This window comes from Kitasatospora hibisci (assembly GCF_043950205.1).
Lineage (GTDB): Bacteria > Actinomycetota > Actinomycetes > Streptomycetales > Streptomycetaceae > Kitasatospora > Kitasatospora hibisci.
Map to the genome: position 1 here is coordinate 4,550,369 of NZ_CP171642.1, position 21,509 is coordinate 4,571,877.

At 72.9% G+C, this 21,509-nt stretch carries 10 protein-coding genes; 8 read left to right on the forward strand and 2 right to left on the reverse strand.

From position 1 onward, the window contains the following. Positions 1–45 precede the first annotated feature (45 nt). Complete coding sequence (locus ACF9IK_RS19695; protein WP_395295495.1) at positions 46–1,722, forward strand: Eco57I restriction-modification methylase domain-containing protein; 1,677 nt, start codon at positions 46–48, stop codon at positions 1,720–1,722. Between the two features lie 104 nt (positions 1,723–1,826). Here the strand turns inward: ACF9IK_RS19695 and ACF9IK_RS19700 are convergent, their stop codons facing one another. Continuing rightward, positions 1,827–2,501 (reverse strand): PaeR7I family type II restriction endonuclease, encoded by a 675-nt coding sequence (locus ACF9IK_RS19700; protein ID WP_395295496.1) that lies wholly within the window; start codon positions 2,499–2,501, stop codon positions 1,827–1,829. 247 nt (positions 2,502–2,748) lie between these two features. Between ACF9IK_RS19700 and ACF9IK_RS19705 the strand changes: the two genes are divergently transcribed. After that, the gene (locus ACF9IK_RS19705) at positions 2,749–3,513 is read left to right on the forward strand and encodes a thioesterase II family protein (protein WP_395295497.1); all 765 of its coding nucleotides are present in this window, start codon (positions 2,749–2,751) and stop codon (positions 3,511–3,513) included. A gap of 97 nt (positions 3,514–3,610) precedes the next feature. Here the strand turns inward: ACF9IK_RS19705 and ACF9IK_RS19710 are convergent, their stop codons facing one another. Continuing rightward, the gene (locus ACF9IK_RS19710; protein WP_395295498.1) at positions 3,611–5,125 is read right to left on the reverse strand and encodes an MFS transporter; all 1,515 of its coding nucleotides are present in this window, start codon (positions 5,123–5,125) and stop codon (positions 3,611–3,613) included. A 127-nt stretch (positions 5,126–5,252) separates the two neighbouring features. Between ACF9IK_RS19710 and ACF9IK_RS19715 the strand changes: the two genes are divergently transcribed. The 6 genes from ACF9IK_RS19715 (at position 5,253) to ACF9IK_RS19740 (ending at position 21,346) form a co-directional block, all read left to right on the forward strand. Beyond that, positions 5,253–6,272 carry an Lrp/AsnC family transcriptional regulator gene (locus tag ACF9IK_RS19715; RefSeq protein ID WP_395295499.1) on the forward strand — a complete coding sequence of 340 codons (1,020 nt, stop codon included), beginning with the start codon at positions 5,253–5,255 and terminating at the stop codon, positions 6,270–6,272. Between the two features lie 235 nt (positions 6,273–6,507). Further along, complete coding sequence (locus tag ACF9IK_RS19720) at positions 6,508–7,317, forward strand: sterol desaturase family protein (RefSeq protein ID WP_395298619.1); 810 nt, start codon at positions 6,508–6,510, stop codon at positions 7,315–7,317. A gap of 263 nt (positions 7,318–7,580) precedes the next feature. Next, on the forward strand, positions 7,581–17,210 hold the full coding sequence (locus tag ACF9IK_RS19725) for an amino acid adenylation domain-containing protein (RefSeq protein ID WP_395295500.1): 9,630 nt from the start codon (positions 7,581–7,583) through the stop codon (positions 17,208–17,210). Next, positions 17,200–18,483: a cytochrome P450 gene (locus ACF9IK_RS19730; RefSeq protein WP_395295501.1), complete on the forward strand. Its 1,284-nt coding sequence runs from the start codon at positions 17,200–17,202 to the stop codon at positions 18,481–18,483. The genes ACF9IK_RS19725 and ACF9IK_RS19730 overlap by 11 nt, the downstream gene beginning before the upstream one ends. Before the next feature lie 101 nt (positions 18,484–18,584). After that, positions 18,585–20,291, forward strand: a complete 1,707-nt coding sequence (locus ACF9IK_RS19735) for a phytoene desaturase family protein (protein ID WP_395295502.1) — start codon at positions 18,585–18,587, stop codon at positions 20,289–20,291. Next, positions 20,288–21,346: an MDR family NADP-dependent oxidoreductase gene (locus ACF9IK_RS19740; RefSeq protein WP_395295503.1), complete on the forward strand. Its 1,059-nt coding sequence runs from the start codon at positions 20,288–20,290 to the stop codon at positions 21,344–21,346. Before ACF9IK_RS19735 ends, ACF9IK_RS19740 begins: the two co-directional genes overlap by 4 nt. Positions 21,347–21,509: the final 163 nt, after the last annotated feature.

Genomic DNA, 21,509 nt, shown 5'->3' on the forward strand with positions numbered 1-21,509 from the left:
GCTCGTGCGGGGCGGCCGCCGAGGTGCCCGCTGTAGGGTCAAACCGTGGCAACTCTCGCGCTCTCCGACATCGACAAGCAGACTCTCCCGGAGGTTCCCGGGGAAGCTGTCGAGCACGGCGAGGTCTTCACTCGGCGCTGGGTAGTCGAGCTCATCCTCGATCTGCTCGGGTACACGTCGAACCGAGACCTCGCGGAGCTGAAAGTCGTAGAGCCTGCCTGTGGTGCGGGAGCGTTTCTCGGCGTGATCGCTTCGCGGATCAGTGCCTCATGTCGATCCCACGGTCGCCCTGTCACTGATGCGGTGAACGCGGTCCAGGCCTTCGACCTGCTTGCGCGGAACGTGGCCGAGAGCCGTGCGCTGGTCGAGGAGCAGCTCCGTGATGACGGCTGGGAGCTCCATGACGCTCGGAGAGTCGCTTCGAGTTGGGTGCGGCAGGGCGACTACCTTCTCCAGGCCGACTCCGAGCATCGCGCGGATTTCGTCGTGGGCAATCCCCCCTACATCAGGCTTGAGGATGTACCTGATGACCGGATGGACGCTTACCGCGCTGCCTGCTCCACCATGGGTGGCCGGGCCGACATCTACATCGGCTTCTACGAGGTGGCCCTTCGGAGTCTGCGGGCGGGTGGCCGGCTGGGCTTCATCTGTGCGGACCGCTGGATGAGGAACCAATACGGCCGCAAGCTGCGCCAGCTCGTGACGCGGGAGTTCAGCATGGACCTGGCCTTGGTGATGCACGACGTGGACGCCTTCCAGGAACAGGTCTCGGCCTACCCCGCGATCACGGTCATTTCCCGCCAGGCACAGGCGGGAGCAGTAGCTGCCGACACGACGCGTGCGTTCGGCGAGGCAGAAGCACGCGAGTTCCTTTCCTGGTACGAGTCCGAGGAGCGGCGGCCGGTCGCTGGGGCGGCGTTCCAGGCTGCGCCTCTGCCGCACTGGTTCCCCGGTGAGGACTCCTGGCCGGCGGCCTCACCTGCTCGGCTCGCTGTCCTCGAAGACCTGGGCGACCGGTTTGGCCTGCTGGAGGACGTGACCACGGGCACGCGCGTCGGCATCGGCATCGCCACCGGTGCGGACAAGGTCTTCATTACTGATGATCCCGAACTGGTTGAGCCGGACCGTCTCCTGCCCTTGGCCATGGTCCGAGACACCACGAGCGGATCTATCGACTGGAGCGGTTCCCGCCTGGTCAACCCGTGGAACTCCCGGGGTGAGCTCGTTGACCTCGCTGCCTTCCCGAGGCTCGCAGCCTACCTCCGGCAGCACAGCGGCGCCCTGCGCAAGCGGTACGTGGCGGTCAAGCAGCCGGACCGCTGGTACAAGACCATCGACAAGGTCGACCAGGGACTGGCGAGTCGGCCGAAGCTTCTCCTCCCCGACATGAAACTGACGATCCATCCGGTGCTCGATGAAGGGAAGTTGTACCCTCACCACAACCTGTACTTCATCGTCTCGGACGTCTGGGACATGCGCGTGCTCGGCGGCCTGCTCCTCTCCAAGGTGGCCGAGGCGTTCGTGGAGGCATACGCAGTCAAGATGCGAGGGGGGACCCTCCGCTTCCAGGCGCAGTACCTCCGCAAGATCCGCGTGCCAGACCCGGCAGACATCGCCGAGGAGGACCGAGCTGCCCTGGCAGACGCCTTCCGCAAGAGGGACGTGAAGGCGGCCACCGCGGCCGCGTTGCGCGTCTACGGGCTTACCGAGCTTCCCGATTAGGAGGACCCGGCCTTGACGGTCGGCCTGAGCCGGTCGACAGTCTCGACTGGCGGCACTTCTCGGCTGCCACAAGCGCTCGGATCACCTACCTGCAGGAGCCGGCGCTACTCCTTCAGCATCGCCTTCACTACCTTGACGCGCCCCTCGATGGCTGCGCGAAGGACACTCTCCGTTGCGGTTGCCAGGGGCTCCAGGTAACTGACGTCACCGTCTACACGCTTCGTCGTGATGAACCAGCCTGCATCGTAGACGCGCTCGCCGATGAAGCGCTGGATCATCTCCTGGTACCGCCGGTTGTAGGAAAGCCCCTCGAAGGCGGGGTCGGTCGGGAACAACGCTCGGGTTTCCTTCCCTTCCTTCTCCGTCTCGGCGGTCTCCTGCAGGACGAACACGTAGCCGAGCCACGGTGGTACCTGCCCGAACGGGCTCTGCTCGTTCTTCCGCTGGGCGGCTTCGATGTCGGTGGCACTTCCCAGCGCCTCCTCGAAGCGGTTGTTGAAGTTCTTCCCGACGCTACCGACCTGGGACTTGAACTCGAACGCGGCGACCAGCACGTCCTTGTACTTCACCACCAGGTCCCACTGCTTGCGGACGCGGTAGTAGCCAGGCAGGTAGGGCTGTCCGGTCTTGATGCACTCCTCGGGGATCCCGCAGTCGATGAAGAGGCGCTTCACCAGGGCTTCGAGGGGCTTCATGTGCTTGTTTCCCTGGGTTGACCTCTGGCGGTCCCGCACCGACCAGAAGCCCTCGACCGCGTGCTGGATGTCCTGGACGCCCACGCCGTATCTCTCTTTCGTCAGAAGCGTGGCGGGACCTCCCGCCTGGCGACATTCTGCGCGATGGGTCTGACATCTCGTCTGCAGTTGTGTGCGGGTGGCCGAAGGACGTGGCTCGGGCCTTCGGTGTCTTCGGGTGGGGTGGTTGACGGGTTTGGGGATCTTGCTGTCGGGGGACCGCGGGTGGGGTTTGAATGGGGGCGGGGCGGGGTGCCCCGGACGGTGAGGGGATGGGGGATGGGGGATGGGGATGGAGCGCAGCAGTCTCTGGGTGCGGCGGTTCCAGCCGGCACCGGAGGCCGGGTCGCAGCTGGTGTGCCTGCCGCACGCGGGTGGCTCGGCGGGGTACTTCCTGTCCGTGGCCCGGGCGATGCCGGCTGCGGTGGACGTGCTCGCGGTGCAGTATCCGGGCCGTCAGGACCGGGCGGGGGAGGCGTGCGTCGAGGACGTGCACGAGCTCGCCGACCTGGTGGTGGAGGAGCTGAGGCCCTGGGCGGACCGGCCGTTCACGCTGTTCGGGCACAGCCTGGGGGCGTCGCTGGCGTTCGAGGTGGCGGTGCGGATGGAGCGCGAGGGCATGGGGCTGCTGGGGGTGGTGGCCTCCGGGCGGCGGGCGCCGTCGCGGCCGCGTGCGGCGGAGCGGGACGTGCACCGGCTGGACGACGCGGCGCTGATCCGGGACATGGTGCGGCTGAACGGGACGGACCCGGCGCTGCTGCGGGACCCGGAGATCCTGGCGATGGTGCTGCCGTCGGTGCGCGGCGACTACAAGGCGGCCGAGACGTACCGGAGCCGGCCGGGGAGCGACTCGATCACGCGGCCGATCCTGGCCCTGGTGGGGGACGCGGACCCGCAGGTGACCGAGGAGGAGGCGGCGGCCTGGGCCGGGCACACCACGGGCGGGTTCTCGCTGCGGACCTTCTCCGGTGGGCACTTCTTCCTCGACGAACACGTGTCGTCGGTGATCTGGGCGATCAGCGAGTTCGTCGCCGGTCAGCAGTCGGCGGTCGGGTAGCGGCCGTCGGGTGGGGGGCGGTCGGGTGGGCCGGTAGCCGCGCCGCCCGTCCGCCCCTGAGGGAGGGCGGACGGGCGGCGGGTGGTCCGGTGCGGGCTCAGGCGGTTCGCTGGTGCTCGGCGGCCGCGCCGTTGCGGGCCGGGGCCGGGGCCTGGTGGTTGCCGGTGCGCGGGCGCGGGCGCAGCAGGACGGCCACCAGGGCGGCGCCGGCCAGGGCGGTGAGGGCCGCGGCCAGCAGGGTGTGGTCCAGCGCCGTGGCGAAGGCGGTCCGGACCAGCGCCTCCGGGGTGTCCGCCGGGATCCGGCCGGTGCTCAGGGCCCGGGCGCCGGCCTCGGGGTCCGGGACGGCGGGGGCGTCGGCGAGGCCGCTGCGCAGGCCATGGTGCAGGACCAGACCGAACACCGCGATGCCGAGGGCCTGGCCGAGCTGGCGGAAGGTGTTGAGTGCGCCGCCGGCCATGCCGCCGCGTTCCCGGGGAACGGCTGCCATCGCGCTCGACGCCAGGACCGGGCTGACCGCGCCGACGCCGAGGCCGGCGACCGCCAGACCGGGCAGCAGCGCGCCCCAGCCCGACGAGCCGTCCAGGGTGCACTGGAGCAGCCCGCCGACGCCGATCACGGCCAGGCCGCCGCCGAGCGGCACCGCGGCCGGGAGCGTCGACAGCCGGCGGCCGGCCACCGCGGAGACCGCGAAGGCGACGGCGCTCATCGGCAGCATGACGAGGCCGGCGGCCAGCGGGCCCTGCCCGAGCACCGACTGCAGCCAGAGCGAGCTGTAGGGGAGGCAGGAGAAGGCGGCGGCGGAGTAGAAGAGGCCGCACAGCATGACGCCGGTGAAGGACGGGTTGCGCAGCAGCGCCAGCTCCAGCAGCGGGTGCGCGCTGCGCGCCTCGACCAGGACGAAGGCGGCGAGCGAGACGACGGCGGCCGTGGCAAGCGCGAGGACCGGGGCGGAGGTCCAGCCGTCGGTGCCGCCCCGGATCAGCATCAGGACCAGCGTGCCGGCGGCCGCGGTGAACGTGACGGTGCCGGGCAGGTCGATCCGGCGGGCGTGCGGGTCGCGGGACTCGGGCAGCGTGCGCAGGGCGAGCGCCACGGCGGCGACGCTGACCGGGAGGTTGACCAGGAAGATCGACCGCCAGCCCAGGTACTCGGTCAGCACGCCACCGACCACCGGGCCGGTGGCGGCCGCGGCGCCGCTGACGGCCCCCCAGACGCCGAAGGCCACGCCGCGGTCGCGGCCCTGGTAGGCGAGGTTGAGCAGGGCCATCGCGGTGGCGGACATCGCCGCCCCGCCGCCGGCCTGGACCACCCGGGCGGCGATCAGCACCGCACCGTTCGGCGCCAGGCCGCAGGCCAGCGAGGCGAGGGCGAAGACCGTCAGCCCGGCGATGTAGACGCGGCGGCGGCCGCGCCGGTCGGCCAGTGCGCCGAGGCCCAGCATCAGGGCCGCCAGGGCGAGGGCGTAGCCGTCCAGGACCCATTGGAGCCCGGCGAAGTCCATCCCCAGCCCGGTGCCGATGTCCGGCAGCGCCACGATCACGATGCTGACGTCGGTCAGCAGCATGAAGACCCCCAGGCTGACCGCGACCAGCGGCCACCACTTGCTCATCCCGTACTCCTCCGTCCGATGCCCGGTCCGGACGGCCGAGGCTCCGTCACTTTGCGCCGCGGGCGGGTGGTTGCGCCGCTCGGCGGGATCGATGTGACGGAATCCGACACTGAGTACCATCCTGCTGGTGGATACCCTGACTCTGGACGGGCTGGACCGGGGGCTGCTGCACGCCCTGCACGTGGACGGCCGGGCGCCGTTCCGGCGGATCGCGGAGGTCCTCGGGGTGTCCGACCAGACGGTGGCCCGGCGCTACCACCGGCTGCGTGCCGACGACGGGGTTCGGGTCGTGGGGCGGACCAGGGCCCGGATGCTCGGGGAGGTCGACTGGCTCACGCGGGTCCGCTGCGTGCCGGACGCGGCGGGGGCGATCGCGGAGGCTCTGGCCCGCAGACCGGAGACGTCCTGGGTGAGCCTGCTGTCGGGCGGCGGAGAGATCATCTGCAACACCCGCTCGCCCGCCCGGCCGGACCGGGAGGAGCTGCTGCTGGGGAGGCTGCCGAGGACCCCGCAGGTGCTCTCGGTCAGCGCGCACTACCTGCTGCGGACCTTCGTCGGCGGGACGTCGGCGTGGAGCGGGCGGACCTCGGCGCTGAGCGCCGCGCAGGTGGCCCGGCTGCGGGCCGGGGCGGGGGACGGGCCGGCGGGGTCGGCCGCGTCGGTGCCCGACGCCTCCGTGCCGGCTGGGCGGCCCGCGCCGGTGGTGCTCGACGGGCTGGACCGAGGGCTGCTGGCGGCGCTGGCGGTGGACGGGCGGACGCCGCTGTCCGAGCTCGCCTCCCGGACCGGGGGATCGGAGGCGACGGTGCGACGGCGGCTCGCCGCGCTGACCCGGTCCGGGCTGCTCCACTTCGACGTGGACGTGCAGCCCCGGCTGCTCGGCTTCGAGGTCGAGGCGTTCTGCTGGCTGACCGTGCACCCCGGGCGGCTGACGGCCGTCGCGCAGGCGGTGGCGGACCACCCGGAGGTGGGGTTCGCCGCGGCGACCACCGGGCCGACCAACCTGGCGGCGGGCCTGGTCTGCCGGGACATCGAGGCGTTCTACGACTACCTGACGGACCGGTTGGGCGGGCTGGACGGGGTCGTCACCCTGGAATCGGCGCCGGTGGTCCGCAGCGTGAAACGAGCGGGTCTGCTGATCAGATGATCCGCGAAATTCCCGCGGATTCCGCGCCGACTTGACCGGATGGTTTGTCTACCTATTATCTGACAAGGCTTGCCCCCTTGTATTCCCCTCTCAAATTCCCCGCATCCCTTTCGGGTGCCGTTAGTATCGGAACGATCGCTTTCGGTGATCCGACCGGGCCGCGAAGGGGGCAGCCGTGAGTGGGCAGGTGCAAGCCGTGCTGCGCCATGTCGCATACCCGACCCTGCTGGTCGTCATGGTGTCGATATCGTTCTCCGCACTGCGCTGGCGCTGGGACCTCGGGCGGGTCGCCCAGCTCTTTCTGCTCGGAACCATCGGGTATCTGGTCGTCCTGGAATGGCTGATCCCGTACGAAGTCGACTGGCGTCCGAATCCGGGCGAATGGGGCTGGTACGGGGTCTACTTCCTGCTGACGATGATCGGCGGGGCACTCGCGCAGGTCCCGGTGGCCGCCGCCGTGGCGTGGTTGGCGCCGCCGCGTCCGGCTTTGCCCCTCTGGGCGGAGATCCCGGCCGCTCTGCTGCTGGGTTCGCTGGCCAACTACCTGATGCACCGCTGGAGCCATGCCAACCCGTGGCTCTGGCGCCTGCACGGGGTGCACCACGTACCCGAGAAGGTCAACGTCGCCAACAACGGGGTCAACCACGTCGTCGACGTGCTGGTCACCCAAGGGGCGGTCCAGCTCTCGCTGGCACTTGCGGGCTTCTCGGCCGAGTCGGTGTTCGTGGTGGGGCTGTTCGTCGTCGCCCAGGGCTACTTCGTGCACGCCAACATCGACGTCCGGATCGGTGTGCTCAACCACGTCCTCGCCGGTCCGGAGCAGCACCGGCTGCACCACAGCGTCGACCTGGCAGAGGCCGGCCACTACGGCTCCGACCTCTCGGTCTGGGACCACGTCTTCGGCAGCTTCACCTGGCGCCCGGGCCGTCGGCCGGTCGCGGTGGGGATGCAGGACCCGTCCGACTTCCCCCGGACCGGAGAGGTGATCGCCAGTCACCTCCAGGCCTGGCGGCGGCCGGTGCGGGCCGAGGACTCCCCTGCCTGACCGGTGACCGCTCCGGTGCCCCGTCCGTCCGATGCCGTCCGTCCGATGCCGTCCGTCCGATGCCGTCCCTCCGAAGCCTGACGCTCACGGCCCGACCTGTTCGCCGACCCAGCCCGCCCTCGGCCCGCCCCGGCCTCGGCCTCCCCCCGTGGCCGGCCCGGCTTCCGGTACGCCCGGAACCGGTGCACGGCCGCCGTCCCCATGCCCGCGCGGCCGTCCCACGCCCGTGCCGCGCGCGAACGCAGCGACACAAGGACTCGACCATGACGGATGCACTCCTCGCCGCAGCGCCCGATCCCGCCGATCCCCCCGCCCCGGCAGGCCCTGTCCGCACCGCCTCGGCCACCCACACCTCCACCCGCACCTCCACCCGCACCGCCGGCCACGACCGCCGTGCGCCCTCGACCGCCGACGGTCCGGAGCGGGTGGCGATCATCGGCATCGGCTGCCGCTTCCCGGGCGGCGCCTGCGACCACCGCTCGTTCTGGCAGAACCTGGTCGACGGCAAGGACTGCCTCACGCCCACCCCGCGCAGCCGGTACGACGTGGCCACCCTGGGCAGCCGGGACGCGTCGAAGCCCGGCCGGCTGGTCGGCGGCCGGGGCGGCTACATCGACGGGTTCGACGAGTTCGACCCGGCGTTCTTCGGGATCAGCGGTCGCGAGGCCGACCACATGGACCCCCAGCAGCGGAAGCTGTTGGAGGTGGCCTGGGAGGCGCTGGAGGACGGCGGGCAGAAGCCGGCCGAGCTGGCTGGCCGCGATGTCGGCGTCTACGTGGGCGCGTTCACCCTCGACTACAAGATCACCCAGTTCTCGGACCTCTCGTTCGAGACCCTGGCCGCACACACCGCCACCGGCACGATGATGACGATGGTGTCGAACCGGATCTCGCACTGCTTCGACTTCCGCGGCCCCAGCGTCTCCGTCGACACCGCCTGCAGTTCCTCGCTGGTCGCCGTCCACCTCGCCGTCCAGAGCCTGCTGCGCGGCGAGAGCGACCTCGCGCTGGCGGGCGGCACCCTGTTGCACATCGCGCCGCAGTACACCGTCGCCGAGACCAAGGGCGGCTTCCTCTCCCCGGAGGGGCGCTCGCGCACCTTCGACGCCGCGGCCGACGGCTACGTCCGGGCCGAGGGCGTCGCCGTCGTCGCGCTCAAGCGGCTCTCCGAGGCGCTGCGCGACGGCGACCCGATCCACGCGGTCGTGATCGGCAGCGGGGTCAACCAGGACGGCCGCACCAACGGCATCACTGTGCCGAACCCGGACGCCCAGGTCAGCCTGATCGAGCGGGTCTGCGCCCAGGCCGGCATCGCCCCGGGGAGCCTGCAGTACGTGGAGGCGCACGGCACCTCCACCCCGGTCGGTGACCCGATCGAGGCGAACGCACTGGCCCGGGCGCTCGCCGTCGGCCGCCGCCCCGGCGACACGTGCTACGTGGGCTCGGTCAAGACCAACATCGGGCACACCGAGTCGGCATCCGGGCTGGCCGGGCTGATCAAGACGGCGCTGGCGCTCAAGCACCGGCTGATTCCCCCGCACATCAACCTGGAGCGGCTCAACCCGGCGATCGACCCGGCCGCGCTGCCGTACGAGATCCCGCTCGAACCCACGCCCTGGCCCGAGCACCGGGGCCCGGCCCGGGCGGGCGTGAACTCCTTCGGCTTCGGCGGCACCAACGCCCACGTCCTGCTGGAGGCCGCCCCCGAGCCGGCCTCCACGGCCGGCGTCCCGCTGCCGGCCCAGGCCGTCGCACCGCTCCCCGCCCCGACCGTGCTCCCGCTCACCGCCCGGGAGGCCGCCGCCCTTCCCGAGCTCGCCGCCGGCATCCGGGCCGAGCTGGCCGGCGTCCGCGGTGGCACTCCCGCGAGCCCGGCCGACCTCGGCCACACCCTGGCCCACCGCCGCCAGCACCTGGACGCCCGCCTCTCCGTCGTCTACGACTCCCGGGCCTCCCTGGACGAGGCGCTCGGCGCGTATCTGCGCGGCGAGCCGCACCCCCGGGTGCTGACCGACCGGCGCCGGGAGCCCCGGCACCGCCGGACGGCCTGGGTCTTCACCGGTATGGGCCCGCAGTGGTGGGGGATGGGCCGGCAGCTGTTCGCGACCGAGCCGGTCTACCGCGAGGCGGTCGAGGCCTGCGCCGAGCACCTGGCCGAGCTGACCGGATGGTCCCTGCTGGAGGAGCTGGCCGCCGCCGAGGGACGGTCGCGGATGGCCGAGACCTGGCTCGCCCAGCCCGCCAACTTCGCCGTCCAGGTGGGCCTGGCCGCGCTCTGGCGCAGCCGCGGTCTGCGCCCGGACGCCGTGGTCGGGCACTCCACCGGCGAGGTCGCCGCCTTCCACGAGGCCGGGGTCTACGACCTGGCCGACGCCGTCAAGGTGGTGGTGCACCGCAGCCGGCTCCAGCAGCGACTGGCCGGCACCGGCGGCATGCTCGCCGTCGCCCTCTCCGAGGCCGAGGCGGTCCGCCGGCTCCGCCGGTACGGCGACGCGGTCTCGGTGGCGGCGGTCAACAGCCCGACCTCACTCACCCTCGCGGGGGATGAGGAGGTGCTGGCGGCGCTGGCGGACGGGTTCGCCGCCGAGCAGGTCTTCGTCCGGCGGCTGACCGTCGACGTGCCGTACCACAGCGCCCGGATGGAGCTGATCAAGGACGAGCTGCTGGAGTCGCTGGCCGACCTCAAGGCCCGCCCCGCCCAGGTGCCGCTCCACCTGACCGCCCGTGAGGGCACCGCGCACGGCACCGAGCTGGACGCCGGGTACTGGTGGCACAACGTCCGCGACAGCGTCCGGTTCCAGCAGGCGGTGGAACGGCTGGCCGACGACGGCCTCGGCGTCTTCCTGGAGATCGGCCCGCACCCGGTGCTGGGCCGTGCGATCCAGGAGACGGTGGCGGCCCGGACCGCGCCGCCGGCGGCCCGCGCGGCCCCGGAGACGGCGGTGGACCGCCCGGCCGGGGCCGACCGCCCGGAGGTGCGGACGCTGCCCTCGATCCGCCGCCGGGAGGACGAGCGGGTCGTCTTCACCGCCTCGCTGGCCGCCCTGCACAACCTGGGCGCCGAGGTGGACTGGTCGGTGCTGCAGCCCGCCGGACGGCCGGTGCCGCTGCCGCGCTATCCGTTCCGCCGGGACAGGCACTGGGTCGAGCCGCGGTCGGTCGAGCAGGTACGCCGGGGCCGACTGGACCATCCGCTGCTCGGCCGCCGCCTGGTCGGCGCCGAACCGGCCTGGGAGGCCCGGCTGGACGTCGAGGCGCTGCCCTACCTGGAGGACCACCGGATCCAGGGCAGCGTGCTCTTCCCCGCCGCCGGGTACCTGGAGATGGCCGTCCAGGCCGTCCGGGCGCTGACCGGCGGTACCGACGCCGCGCTGGCCGGGATCGAGCTCCGCAGGGCACTCTTCCTGCCCGACGGCGAGAGCCGGGCCGTCCGGCTCTCGCTCTCCGCCGAGAACGGCGCCTTCACCGTCGCCACCCTCACCGGCGAGGAACGCACCGTGCACGCCACCGGCAGCGTCCGGCCCGGCCAGCGAAGGCGCCGTCACGGGCACCGGCTGGACGCCGAGCGGATCCGCGCCCGCGCCGTCCGCCGGCTGGCCGGCCCGGACTGCTACACCGAGCTGGCCGCCCTCGGCTACCACTACGGCCCCGCGTTCCGGGGCATCGAGGAGGTCTGGATCGGGCCCGGCGAGGCGCTGGCCGTGGTCCGCCCGACGGCCGCGGTCGCCGGGCAGGGCACCGGCCACCACGTCCACCCCGTGCTGATGGACGCCTTCTTCCAGACCCTGCTGGCACCGCAGCTGCTGGTGGCGGCGCCCGGCGGCACCGGCATCAAACTGCCGCTGGCCATCGACGAGGTGCGGCTGGAGGCGATCGGCGAGCGCCCGCTGCTGGTGCACGCCACCGTCACCCGCGACGCGGGCGCCGAACTCGTCGGCGACGTCGCCGTCCACGACGAGCACGGCGTCCCGCTCGGCGGGATCACCGGATTCCGGGCCGCGGACGTGGACGCCGCCGCCACAGCGGTCGGCCTCGCGACGATCGACGGCTGGCTCGCCGAGCCGGTCTGGACCGAGTTGCCGGACGAGCCGGACGCCCCCGACCTGCTGGCCGAACACCCCGACCACTGGCTGGTGTTCGCCGACGGCGGGGGCGTGGCCGACGCCCTCGCGGCCCGGATCGCCGCGCGCGGTGGCAGCTGCCAACCGGTCCGCCCGGGCCCCGACTACCACCCCGCCGACGACGGCCGCCCCGCCGTCGTCGAGCCCGGCTCCGCCGCGGACCTCCGCCGGCTGCTGGCCGACCGGCGGGCCTCCGGCGCCCCCGACCCGGCCGCCGTGGTCCACCTCTGGAACCTCGACCGGCCGGAGCTGGAGGCGGCCGACCACGCCGCCGTGGCCGGCCACACCGGCGCGGGCGCGTACAGCCTGGTCGCACTGGCCGCACTCCTGGCCGCCGAACTGCCCGACGCCCGGCTGCACATCGTCACCCGCTCGGCACAGGCCACCGCCTCGGGCGAGCCGGTCGAGCCGCTCGGTGCCCCGGCCTGGGGCATCGGCCGGGTGCTGCGTCACCAGGAGCTGCCCGGCCACCTCGGCAAGCTGGTCGACCTCGGCCCGGCCGCAGCTCCGACCGGTCCCACCGGCACCGCCACCGCGTCCACCCCCGCCGCCCCCGCCACTGCCGACGAGGAGGCAGCCGCGCTGCTGCGCGAGTTCGCCCGCGCCGACGAGGCCGAGATCGCGCTCCGCTCCGGCCGCCGGCTGACCGCCCGGCTGCGCCCCGCCGAGGGCCTGACCGGCCCGCTGCCCCCCAACCTCCGGCCGGACGGCAGCTACCTGGTGACCGGCGCCTTCGGCGCGCTCGGCAGGCTGCTCTGCCGCACCCTCGTCCGCCGGGGTGCCCGCCGGCTGATCCTGGTCGGCCGCAGCCCGGTACCGCCGCGTGAGCAGTGGCGCGGGCTCGACCCGGACACCCCTGCCGGACAGGCCGTCGCGTTCCTGCGCGAGCTGGAGGCGCTCGGCGCCGAGCCGCTCCCGGCCGTGCTGGACGTCACCGACGAACGGGCGCTGACCGACTGGCTCGCCGAGCACCGCGCGCTCGGCCGTCCGCCGGTCCGCGGCGTCTTCCACCTGGCCGGGCAGGTCCGGGACACCCTGGTGCCGGAGCTGGACCGCGAGGTCTTCGACGCCGTCCACGGGCCCAAGGTGCTCGGCGCCTTCGCCCTGCACCGCTGCCTGGCGGACGAACCGCTCGACCACTTCGTGCTCTTCGCCTCGATCGCCTCCCTGCTCACCACCGCCGGCCAGGCCAACTACGCCGCCGGCAACGCCTTCCTGGACGCGCTGGCGCACCACCGCCGCGCCCTCGGCCTGCCGGCGCTCAGCCTGGACTGGGGCCCGTGGGCCACCGGGATGATCGAGGAGCTCGGCCTGATCGACCACTACCGCAACAGCCGCGGCATGAGCTCGCTCGCACCCGAGACCGGGATGGCCGTGCTGGAGCGGGTGCTCGGCCAGGACCGGGCCCAGCTGCTGGTCGCCACGGTGGTGGACTGGCCGGTCTTCCTCTCCTGGTACCCGGCACCGCCGCCGCTGGTCGCCGACCTCGCCGCGGCCGCCCGGGAGAACGCCCCGGAGCCGCGGCGGAGCAGCCTGCTGGAGACGCTGCGGGCGGTGGGCGAGGAGGAGCGCCTGGCGCTGCTCACCGAGCGGTTCACCGCGCTGGCCGCGGTCGTGCTGCGGATGCCCGCCGACCGGATCCGGCCCGGCTGCGGCCTCAGCGGGCTCGGCCTGGACTCGCTGCTCGCGATGGAGCTGCGGGCCCGGCTCAACACCGAGCTCGGCACCGCGCCTCCGGTGGTGGCGCTGCTCTCCGGGGCGCCGGTGGCCGAGCTGGTGGCGCAGCTGTACGAGGGCCTGGCCGAGCTGCTCGACGTCGCCGGCTGCGGCGCCGGGCCGGCCGGGGTGGAGCGGTACGAGGACGAGTCGGCGTACCCGCTGACGCAGAACCAGCAGGCGCTCTGGTTCCTCAAACAGCTCAACCCGGACGGCTTCGCGTACAACATCGGCGGCGCGGTCGAGGTCCGGGTGGAACTGGAGCCGGAGCTGATGGCAGCGGCGTTCCGGGCGATGGTCGAGCGCCACCCGAGCCTGCGGGCCAACTTCGTGCTCGACGGCGGCCGGCCCGTGCAGCGGATCTCGCCCGCGGTCGAGCCGGACTTCGGGGTCTTCGACGTCGAGGGCCTGGAATGGGCCGACGTCCACGCCCTGATCGTGCGCGAGTACCGCAGGCCGTACGACCTGGAGCGCGATCCGCTGGTGCGGTTCCGGTTGTTCCGGCGGGGGCCGGCCCGTTGGGTGATCATGAAGGCCGTCCACCACATCATCTCGGACGCGATCTCCACCTTCACCTTCATCGAGGAGCTGCTCGCGGTCTACGAGGGCCTGCGGCAGGGGCGGGCGCCCGAGCTGCCCCCGGTCGGGGCCCGCTACCTGGACTTCCTCAACCGGCAGAACGCGTTCCTGGCCGGCCGCGAGGCGTCGCGGATGCTGGAGTACTGGCGTTCGCACCTGCCCGCGGAGGTGCCGGTCCTGGAGCTGCCCACCGACCGGCCGCGGCCGGCGGTGCAGACGAACAACGGCGCCTCCGAGTTCTTCGTCCTGGACGAGGAGCTGAGTGCCCGGGTGCACGAGCTGGCCCGCGCGCACAACGTCACCGTCTTCATGGTGCTGCTCAGCGCCTACTACCTGCTGCTGCACGCCTGTTCGGGCCAGGACGACATCATCGTCGGCAGCCCGGTGACGGGCCGGACGGACGAGGAGTTCGGCTCGGTCTACGGATACTTCGTCAACCCGTTGCCGCTGCACGTCTCGCTGGCCGGCGCGCCGACGGTGGCCGAGCTGTTGGCGCGGGTGCGCACCACGGTGCTGGGCGGGCTGGACCACCAGGAGTACCCGTTCGTGCTGCTGGTGGAGAAGCTCGGGCTGCAGCACGACCCGAGCCGTTCGGCGGTGTTCCAGGCGATGTTCATCCTGCTGCACCACAAGGTGGCCGCCGGGAAGTACGGCTACCGCCTGGAGTACATCGAACTCCCGGAAGAGGAGGGGCAGTTCGATCTGACCCTGTCCGCCTACGAGGACGAGGCGGAGCGCCGGTTCCACTGCGTCCTCAAGTACAACACCGACCTCTTCCTCCCGGCGACGGCGGCCCGGCTGGCCGGCTACTACGTCAACCTGCTGGCGGGGCTGACGGGGGCGGGCGCCGAGCAGCCGGCCACCGGGCTGGAGCCGCTCGACCGCGGCGAGCGGGCCGTGGTGCTCCAGCGGTGGAGCGGGGCCGATCGGCGGGTGGCGCACGAGGAGCCGGTGCACGAGCTGATCCTGCGCGCGGCCGCCGTCGCCCCGGAGGCCTGCGCGGTCGTCACGCCGGCGGAGTCCGGCCGTGCGGCCGTGCGGCTGGGCTACGGCGAGCTGGCGCGGCGCTCCGGCCGGGCGGCCGCCCGGCTGCGGGCGCTCGGCGCCGGGCCGGGCGCGGTGGTGGCGCTCTGCCTGGAGAAGTCGCCGGAGCTGATCACCGTGCTGCTGGCGGTGCTCCGGACCGGCGCCGCCTACCTGCCGCTCGACCCGGCCGACCCGGCCGACCGGCTGGCGTACGTGGTGGAGCAGGTCGGCGCGGTGCTCCTGGTCGGCGACGACGCCGAGCGGCTCGCCGGGCTGCCGCTCCGGCTGGTCGGTACCGGCGACCTGCTGGACGGGAACGCCGGGACAGGCGCCGATGCCGCTCCCACCCCGGACGCCGCTCCCGCCTTCACCGACCGGCCGGTCGACCCGGAGTCCCCGGCCTACGTCATCCACACCTCCGGCTCGACCGGCCGTCCGAAGGCCGTCGCGGTCTCGCACGCCAACCTCGCCTCCGCCTACCAGGCCTGGCGCACCGAGTACCGGCTGGAGAGCGAGGCGCGGGTCCACCTCCAGATGGCCGGTCCGTCCTTCGACGTGTTCACGGGGGACGTGGTCCGCGCGCTCTGCTCGGGCGGCACCCTGGTGCTGGCCGGCCGGGAGCTGATGTTCGACACCGCCCGGCTCCTCGACGTGATGCGGGCCGAGCGGGTGGACGCCGGCGAGTTCGTTCCGGCAGTGGTGCGGACGGTGGTCGGCCACTGCGAACGGTCCGGCCTGCGGCTGGACTTCATGCGGCTGCTGGTGGTCGGTTCGGACGTCTGGAAGGTGGAGGAGTACCAGCGGCTGCGCGCGCTCTGCGGTCCGCGGACCAGGCTGGTCAACTCGTACGGCCTGACCGAGGCCACCATCGACAGCGCGTACTTCGAGGGCCCCGTCGAGGCGCTGGAGCCCGGCCGGATGGTCCCGATCGGGCGGCCGTTCCCGAACACCGCTCTCTACCTGTTGGACGACCGGGGCCGACCGGTCCCGCCGGGTGTGCCGGGGGAGCTGTGGATCGGCGGTTCCGGGGTCGCGCTCGGTTACGTCGGCGACCCGGAGCAGACCGCGCGGAGGTTCGTCAGCCTGCCGCTCGGCGGGGCCGACGGCACCGAGCCGGTCCGGCTCTACCGCACCGGCGACCTCGCCCGCTGGGACGCCGGGGGCGGGGTGCACCTGCTCGGCCGGGCCGACTCGCAGGTCAAGCTGCGCGGTCACCGGATCGAGCTCGGCGAGATCGAGAGCCGGCTCGCCGCCTGGCCGGGGCTGGCCGAGGCGGTGGTCACCCTCCGGGCCGACCGGGGCGGCGACAAGGTGCTCTGCGCCTACTGCGTCCCGGCGGCCGGGCGGACGCTGGACCGCCGGGAGCTCCGCCGCCACCTGGCCGGCTACCTGCCGACCTTCATGATCCCCACGCACATCACCGAGCTGCCGGCGCTGCCGCTCACCGCCAACGGCAAGGTGGACTTCGCCGCGCTGCCCGCGCCCCGGGCGGCGGAGACGGAGCGGGCCGCGGAGCCTCCGGCCACCCTCTACGAGGTGCGGATGGCCGAGCACTGGCGGGCGTTGCTCGGCGTCGACGGCCTCGGCCTCCAGCACGACTTCTTCGAGTGCGGGGGCAGCTCGATCAGGCTGATCGAGCTGATCCACGGACTGCGGACCGAGTTCAACGTCAGCGTCCCGGTCAGCCTGCTCTTCAAGGCCACCACCCTGCACGGGATGGCCCGGACGCTGGAGCAGGTCGTCACCGGCCGGATCGAGGGCGGCCAGCCGTACCTCTGGTTCAACCAGGAGCAGCAGCAGACGCTGTTCTGCTTCCCGCCGGCCGGCGGGCACGGGCTGGTCTACCGGCAGTTCGCGGCGCACCTGCCGGAGTACCGGATGGTCGCCTTCAACTACCTCGCGGGGGACGACAAGGTCGCCCGCTACGCGGACCTCGTCGAGGCCGTCGATCCGGAGGGGCCGTGCGCGCTGCTCGGCTACTCGCTCGGCGGCAACCTCGCCTTCGAGGTGGCCAAGGAACTGGAGCGGCGCGGCCGGGCGGTGCCCCATGTGGTGATCATGGACTCGCACCGGATCCCGGAGTGCTACACCCTCCGGGACGAGCACGTGCAGGCCTTCGAGCGCGAGCTGGCCGAGCACCTCCAGCGGCACACCGGCTCGGCCGCCGTCGCCCGGGAGACCAGCGAACAGGCCCGGGACTACTTGCGGTTCTGCAGCCGGACACCCAACCTCGGGGTGATCGCGGCACCGATCAGCGTGATCTCCGACGACGCCGCGGCGGCCCGCTACGCGGCCGGGGAACGCGGCGCCTGGCACGGCAGCTCGGCGACCGGGGCGGCGGTGTTCCAGGGATTCGGCGCCCATGCCGAGATGCTCGACGGCGCGCACAGCGCCCGCAACGCCGGGCTGGCGCGGTCGATCCTCGCCGGGGGTGCTGTCGATGCGTCCTGAGAGCGGCATCGGCTCCGCCGTCCCCGTCCCCGGCCCCGTCCCCGGCCCCGTCCCCGGCCCCGCACGAGAGGTGGACCCCGCCATGCTCCGGCAGCACCCGCCGCTGTCCTACCCCTTCGAGTCGGTCGGGCTCGAACTCCACCCCCGGTACGCCGGGTTGCGGGAGCGTCCGCTGGCCCGCGTCCGGCTGCCGTACGGCGACGGGGCGTGGCTGGCCACCCGCTACGAGGACGTGCGCACCGTGCTGGCCGACCGGCGCTTCAGCCTGGCCGAGGCGATGGGCCGGGACCAGCCCCGGATGCGCCCGGTCGCCCGCACCGGCGCCGGCCTGTTCTCCACCGAGCCGCCCGAACACACCCGGCTGCGCTCGCTGGTCGCCCGGGAGTTCAGCGCCCGCCGGGTCGAGCGGCTGCGTGACCGGGCCCGCGAGCTGGCCGGTGAGCTGGTCGACGCCTTCGTCGCGGCCGGCCGACCGGCGGACCTGGTCGCGGACTTCGCCATCCCGATGCCGACCACCATCATCTGCGAGGTGCTCGGCATCCCCGCCGAGGACCACCGGAGACTCTGGGCCTGGGCCGAGACGGTGCTCTCCGCCGTCACCCCCGGCGAGGTGCTGGCCGTCGAGGGCCGGGCGTTCATCGAGTACCTGGCCGGTGTGCTGGACCTGCGCGGACGCGAGCCCGGTCCGGACCTGCTGACCGTGCTGGTCCGGGCCTGCCGCGAGGAGGGGCTGATCACGGAGGAGGAACTGCTCTCGATCGGCTGCGACCTGCTGATCGCCGGCTTCGTCTCCACCACCAACCAGATCGGCAACTTCTTTCACCAACTCCTGGTCAATCCAGCCGAGTTGCAGCGACTGCGGAGGCGGCCCGAGCTGATCCCGAAGGCGGTCGAGGAACTGATGCGCTACGTGCCGCTGCTCACCGGGTTCAGCCTGCCCCGGTACGCCACGGCCGACGTCGATCTGGGCGGCGTGACCGTCCGGGCGGGCGAGGCGGTGATGATCGCCACCGCCGCCGCCAACCGCGATCCGGAGGTGTTCGAGGAGCCGGAGCGCCTCGTCCTGGACCGTCCGGACAATCCGCACGTCGGCTTCGGCCACGGCGTGCACTACTGCATCGGCGCCCACCTGGCCCGGCTGGAGCTCCAGGTGGCGATCGAGACGGTGCTGGACCGGCTTCCCGGCCTGCGGCTGGCCGTCCCGGAGAGCCGGCTGCGCTGGAAGGAGGACGCCATGGTGAACGGCCTGCAGGCGCTTCCGGTCGCCTGGTGAGCACCCCGCCGGAGACGCACCTACGCGACCACGCAACGGCAACGACGAGGAAGGCCAGGGAATTGGCACGGGACAAGGCGCCAGAACGCCGACGGGAATCGATGATCATCATCGGTGGCGGCCTGGGCGGGCTCTCCACCGGCTGCTACGCCCGGATGAACGGCTACCGCACCCGGATCTTCGAGATGCACGAGATCCCCGGCGGCTCCTGCACCGGCTGGGACCGCAGCGACTTCACCTTCGACTGGTGCATCAGCTGGCTGCTCGGCAACGGGCCGGGCAACGAGATGTACCAGATCTGGCTGGAGCTCGGCGCGCTCCAGGGCAAGGAGATGCGGCACTTCGACGTGTTCAACGTCGTCCGGGGCCGGGACGGCCGGGAGGTCCGGTTCTACTCCGACCCGGACCGGCTGGAGTCCCACCTCCTGGGCATCTCCCCGGTCGACGCCGTCCCGATCCGGGAGTTCTGCGACGGCATCCGGACCTTCCAGAAGGCGCTGGCGGTGTACCCGTTCCTCAAGCCGGTGGGGCTGATGCGCCGGGCCGAGCGCTGGCGGATGCTCGCCTCGTTCCTCCCTTACCTCGGCACCATCCGCAGGTCGATCGGCGTGCTGATGACCGACTACGCGCTGCGGTTCCGCGACCCGCTGCTGCGCGAGGCGTTCAACTTCATCCTTTACGAGAAGCACCCGGCCTTCCCGGTGCTGCCGTTCTACTTCCAGCTCGCCTCGCACGCCAACCGGGCCGCCGGGGTGCCGGAGGGCGGTTCACTGGCGCTGGCCCGCTCGATCGAGCAGCGCTACCTCGGGCTCGGCGGCGAGGTGACGTACAACGCCAGGGTCGAGGAGATCCTGGTCGAGGAGGACCGGGCGGTGGGCGTGCGGCTGAGCGACGGCCGCGAGTTCCGGGCCGACATCGTGGTCTCCGCCGCCGACGGCCACACCACGGTGATGAAGCTGCTCAAGGGCCGCTACCTCAACGACACCTACCGGCGGCTCTACACCTCGCTGATCGACGAACCGGGCCAGCTGTCGCCCGGCTACGTCTCGCTCTTCCTCGGCCTGCGCCGACCGTTCCCGACGGGCGACCCGTGCACCACCTACCTGCTCTCCGAGCGGGAGACCGCCGACCTCACCGGTATCCGTTGCCCCAGCATGAACGTGCAGTTCCGCACCCGGCACTACCCGGAGCTGGCGCCCCGGGACTCCACCGTGGTGTTCGCCACCTACTTCTCGGACATCGCCCCCTGGCGGGCGCTGCACCGGGGCCCGGAGCAGTCCTCGCGGGTGCGGCGGGGCGAGGAGCTGCACACCCTGCCGGTCAAGCACGGCCGGGAGTACACCGAGGCCAAGCGCCGGGTCCGCAACGGGATCGTCGCCTTCCTGGACGAGCGGTTCCCCGGCTTCGCCGGGGCGGTGGCCGTCGCGGACGTCTCCACCCCGCTCACCCAGGTCCGCTACACCGGCGTCTACGACGGCGCCTTCCCGGGCTGGAACCCGTTCGTCGAGGGCGCCGAGACGATGGAGAAGGAGATCAAGCGGCACGGCCCGGTGCTTCCCGGGCTGTCGGACTTCTACCTCTCCGGGGTCTGGGCCACCATCGGTGGCCTGATCCGGGCCGCCGCGGCCGGCCGGCACGTGATGCAGTTCGTCTGCCGGGACGACGGGCTGGAGTTCACCGCCTCGGTCGACCTCGGCTCGCCGCCGCCGACCCATCTCCTCCTCCCGGCCGACCCGCCGGCGCAACAGGCCGAGCTCGTCGAGGAGATCCCGTCCACCAGCACCGTCTCGACGGGGGCCCCGGCATGAAGATCGAGAAGTGGGTGGTCCGCGAGCACCTCGACGGGGTGCCGGACGTCAACCGGATCTACCGCAAGGCCGTGGAGGACGTCGAGGTCCGGCTCCGCCCGGACGAGATGCTCTTCCGCACCCGGTACGTCTCGGTGGACCCCTACCAGAACGGCCTGGCGCTGGAGACGCCGGTCGGCGACCACATGGGGGCCGACTCGATCATGGAGGTGGTGGAGGCCGGGCCGGAGGCCGCCTTCGGGGTCGGGGACCTGGTCCAGGGCTTCGGCGGCTGGCGCAGCCACGTCGTCCACAACGGGGCCGAGGAGCTGTGGCGGACCGGGGCCTTCCCGATGGTCTTCCCCGCCTACCGGCGGCTCGATCCGGCCTGCTACGACGAGCGGCTGCCGCTCTCCACGGCGCTCGGCATCATGGGCGCGCCGGGCATGACGGCCTGGGGCACGATGACCAGGTTCCTGGAGGTCCGCCCCGGGGACACGGTGGTGATCAGCGGCGCCTCCGGTTCGATCGGGACCCTGGTGGCCCAGCTGGCCCGGCTCGCGGGTGCCGGCCGGGTGGTCGGCACCACCGCGTCGCCCGGCAAGGCCGGGTACCTGCGGGAGCTGGGCTTCGACGAGGTGGTGTTGTACGACCAGGCGGACGACGCGGAGACGGTCCGCCGGGAGCTGCTCGCCGCCGCCCCGGACGGGGTCGACCGCTACTTCGACAACCTCGGAGGGACGGTCACCGACGCGGTGTTCACCATGCTCAACGTGGACAGCCGGGTGGCGGTCTGCTGGCAGTGGGCGACCACCGTGAACGGCGAGCTCACCGGGCCCCGGCTGCTGCCGTACATCATGTTCCCGCGCACCACCGTCCGCGGGATCTTCGCGCAGGAGTGGTTCACCGAGCCGCTGCTGGCCGAGATGCACCGGGACCTCGGCGGCCTGGTCCGCGAGGGCCGGATCCGCTACCACCAGACCGTGCACAAGGGCTTCGACGAGATTCCCAGGGCCTACCGGAGCCTCTACCTGGACCGCGAGGCCAACCGTGGCAAGGTGCTGGTCGAGGTCTGATCTGAGCGGTCGAGCGGCGTCCGGCCGGGCGGAAGGGGCACGGAACAGCCCCCACCGGCCGGTCGGTCGTCCTCACCGGTCACCCGTCACCGGCCGCAGGTCACCTGTCACCCGTCACCCGTCACCGGCCGCAGGTCACCCGGCGCAGGTCACCCGGCGCCGG

Bases quoted from the DNA above. Each gene is read 5' to 3' on its own strand.
- ACF9IK_RS19705 (WP_395295497.1), top strand. From the start codon at position 2,749: ATGGAGCGCAGCAGTCTCTGGGTGCGGCGGTTCCAGCCGGCACCGGAG.
- ACF9IK_RS19710 (WP_395295498.1), bottom strand. From the start codon at position 5,125: ATGAGCAAGTGGTGGCCGCTGGTCGCGGTCAGCCTGGGGGTCTTCATG.
- ACF9IK_RS19720 (WP_395298619.1), top strand. From the start codon at position 6,508: ATGGTGTCGATATCGTTCTCCGCACTGCGCTGGCGCTGGGACCTCGGG.
- ACF9IK_RS19725 (WP_395295500.1), top strand. From the start codon at position 7,581: ATGACGGATGCACTCCTCGCCGCAGCGCCCGATCCCGCCGATCCCCCC.
- ACF9IK_RS19730 (WP_395295501.1), top strand. From the start codon at position 17,200: ATGCGTCCTGAGAGCGGCATCGGCTCCGCCGTCCCCGTCCCCGGCCCC.
- ACF9IK_RS19735 (WP_395295502.1), top strand. From the start codon at position 18,585: ATGATCATCATCGGTGGCGGCCTGGGCGGGCTCTCCACCGGCTGCTAC.
- ACF9IK_RS19740 (WP_395295503.1), top strand. From the start codon at position 20,288: ATGAAGATCGAGAAGTGGGTGGTCCGCGAGCACCTCGACGGGGTGCCG.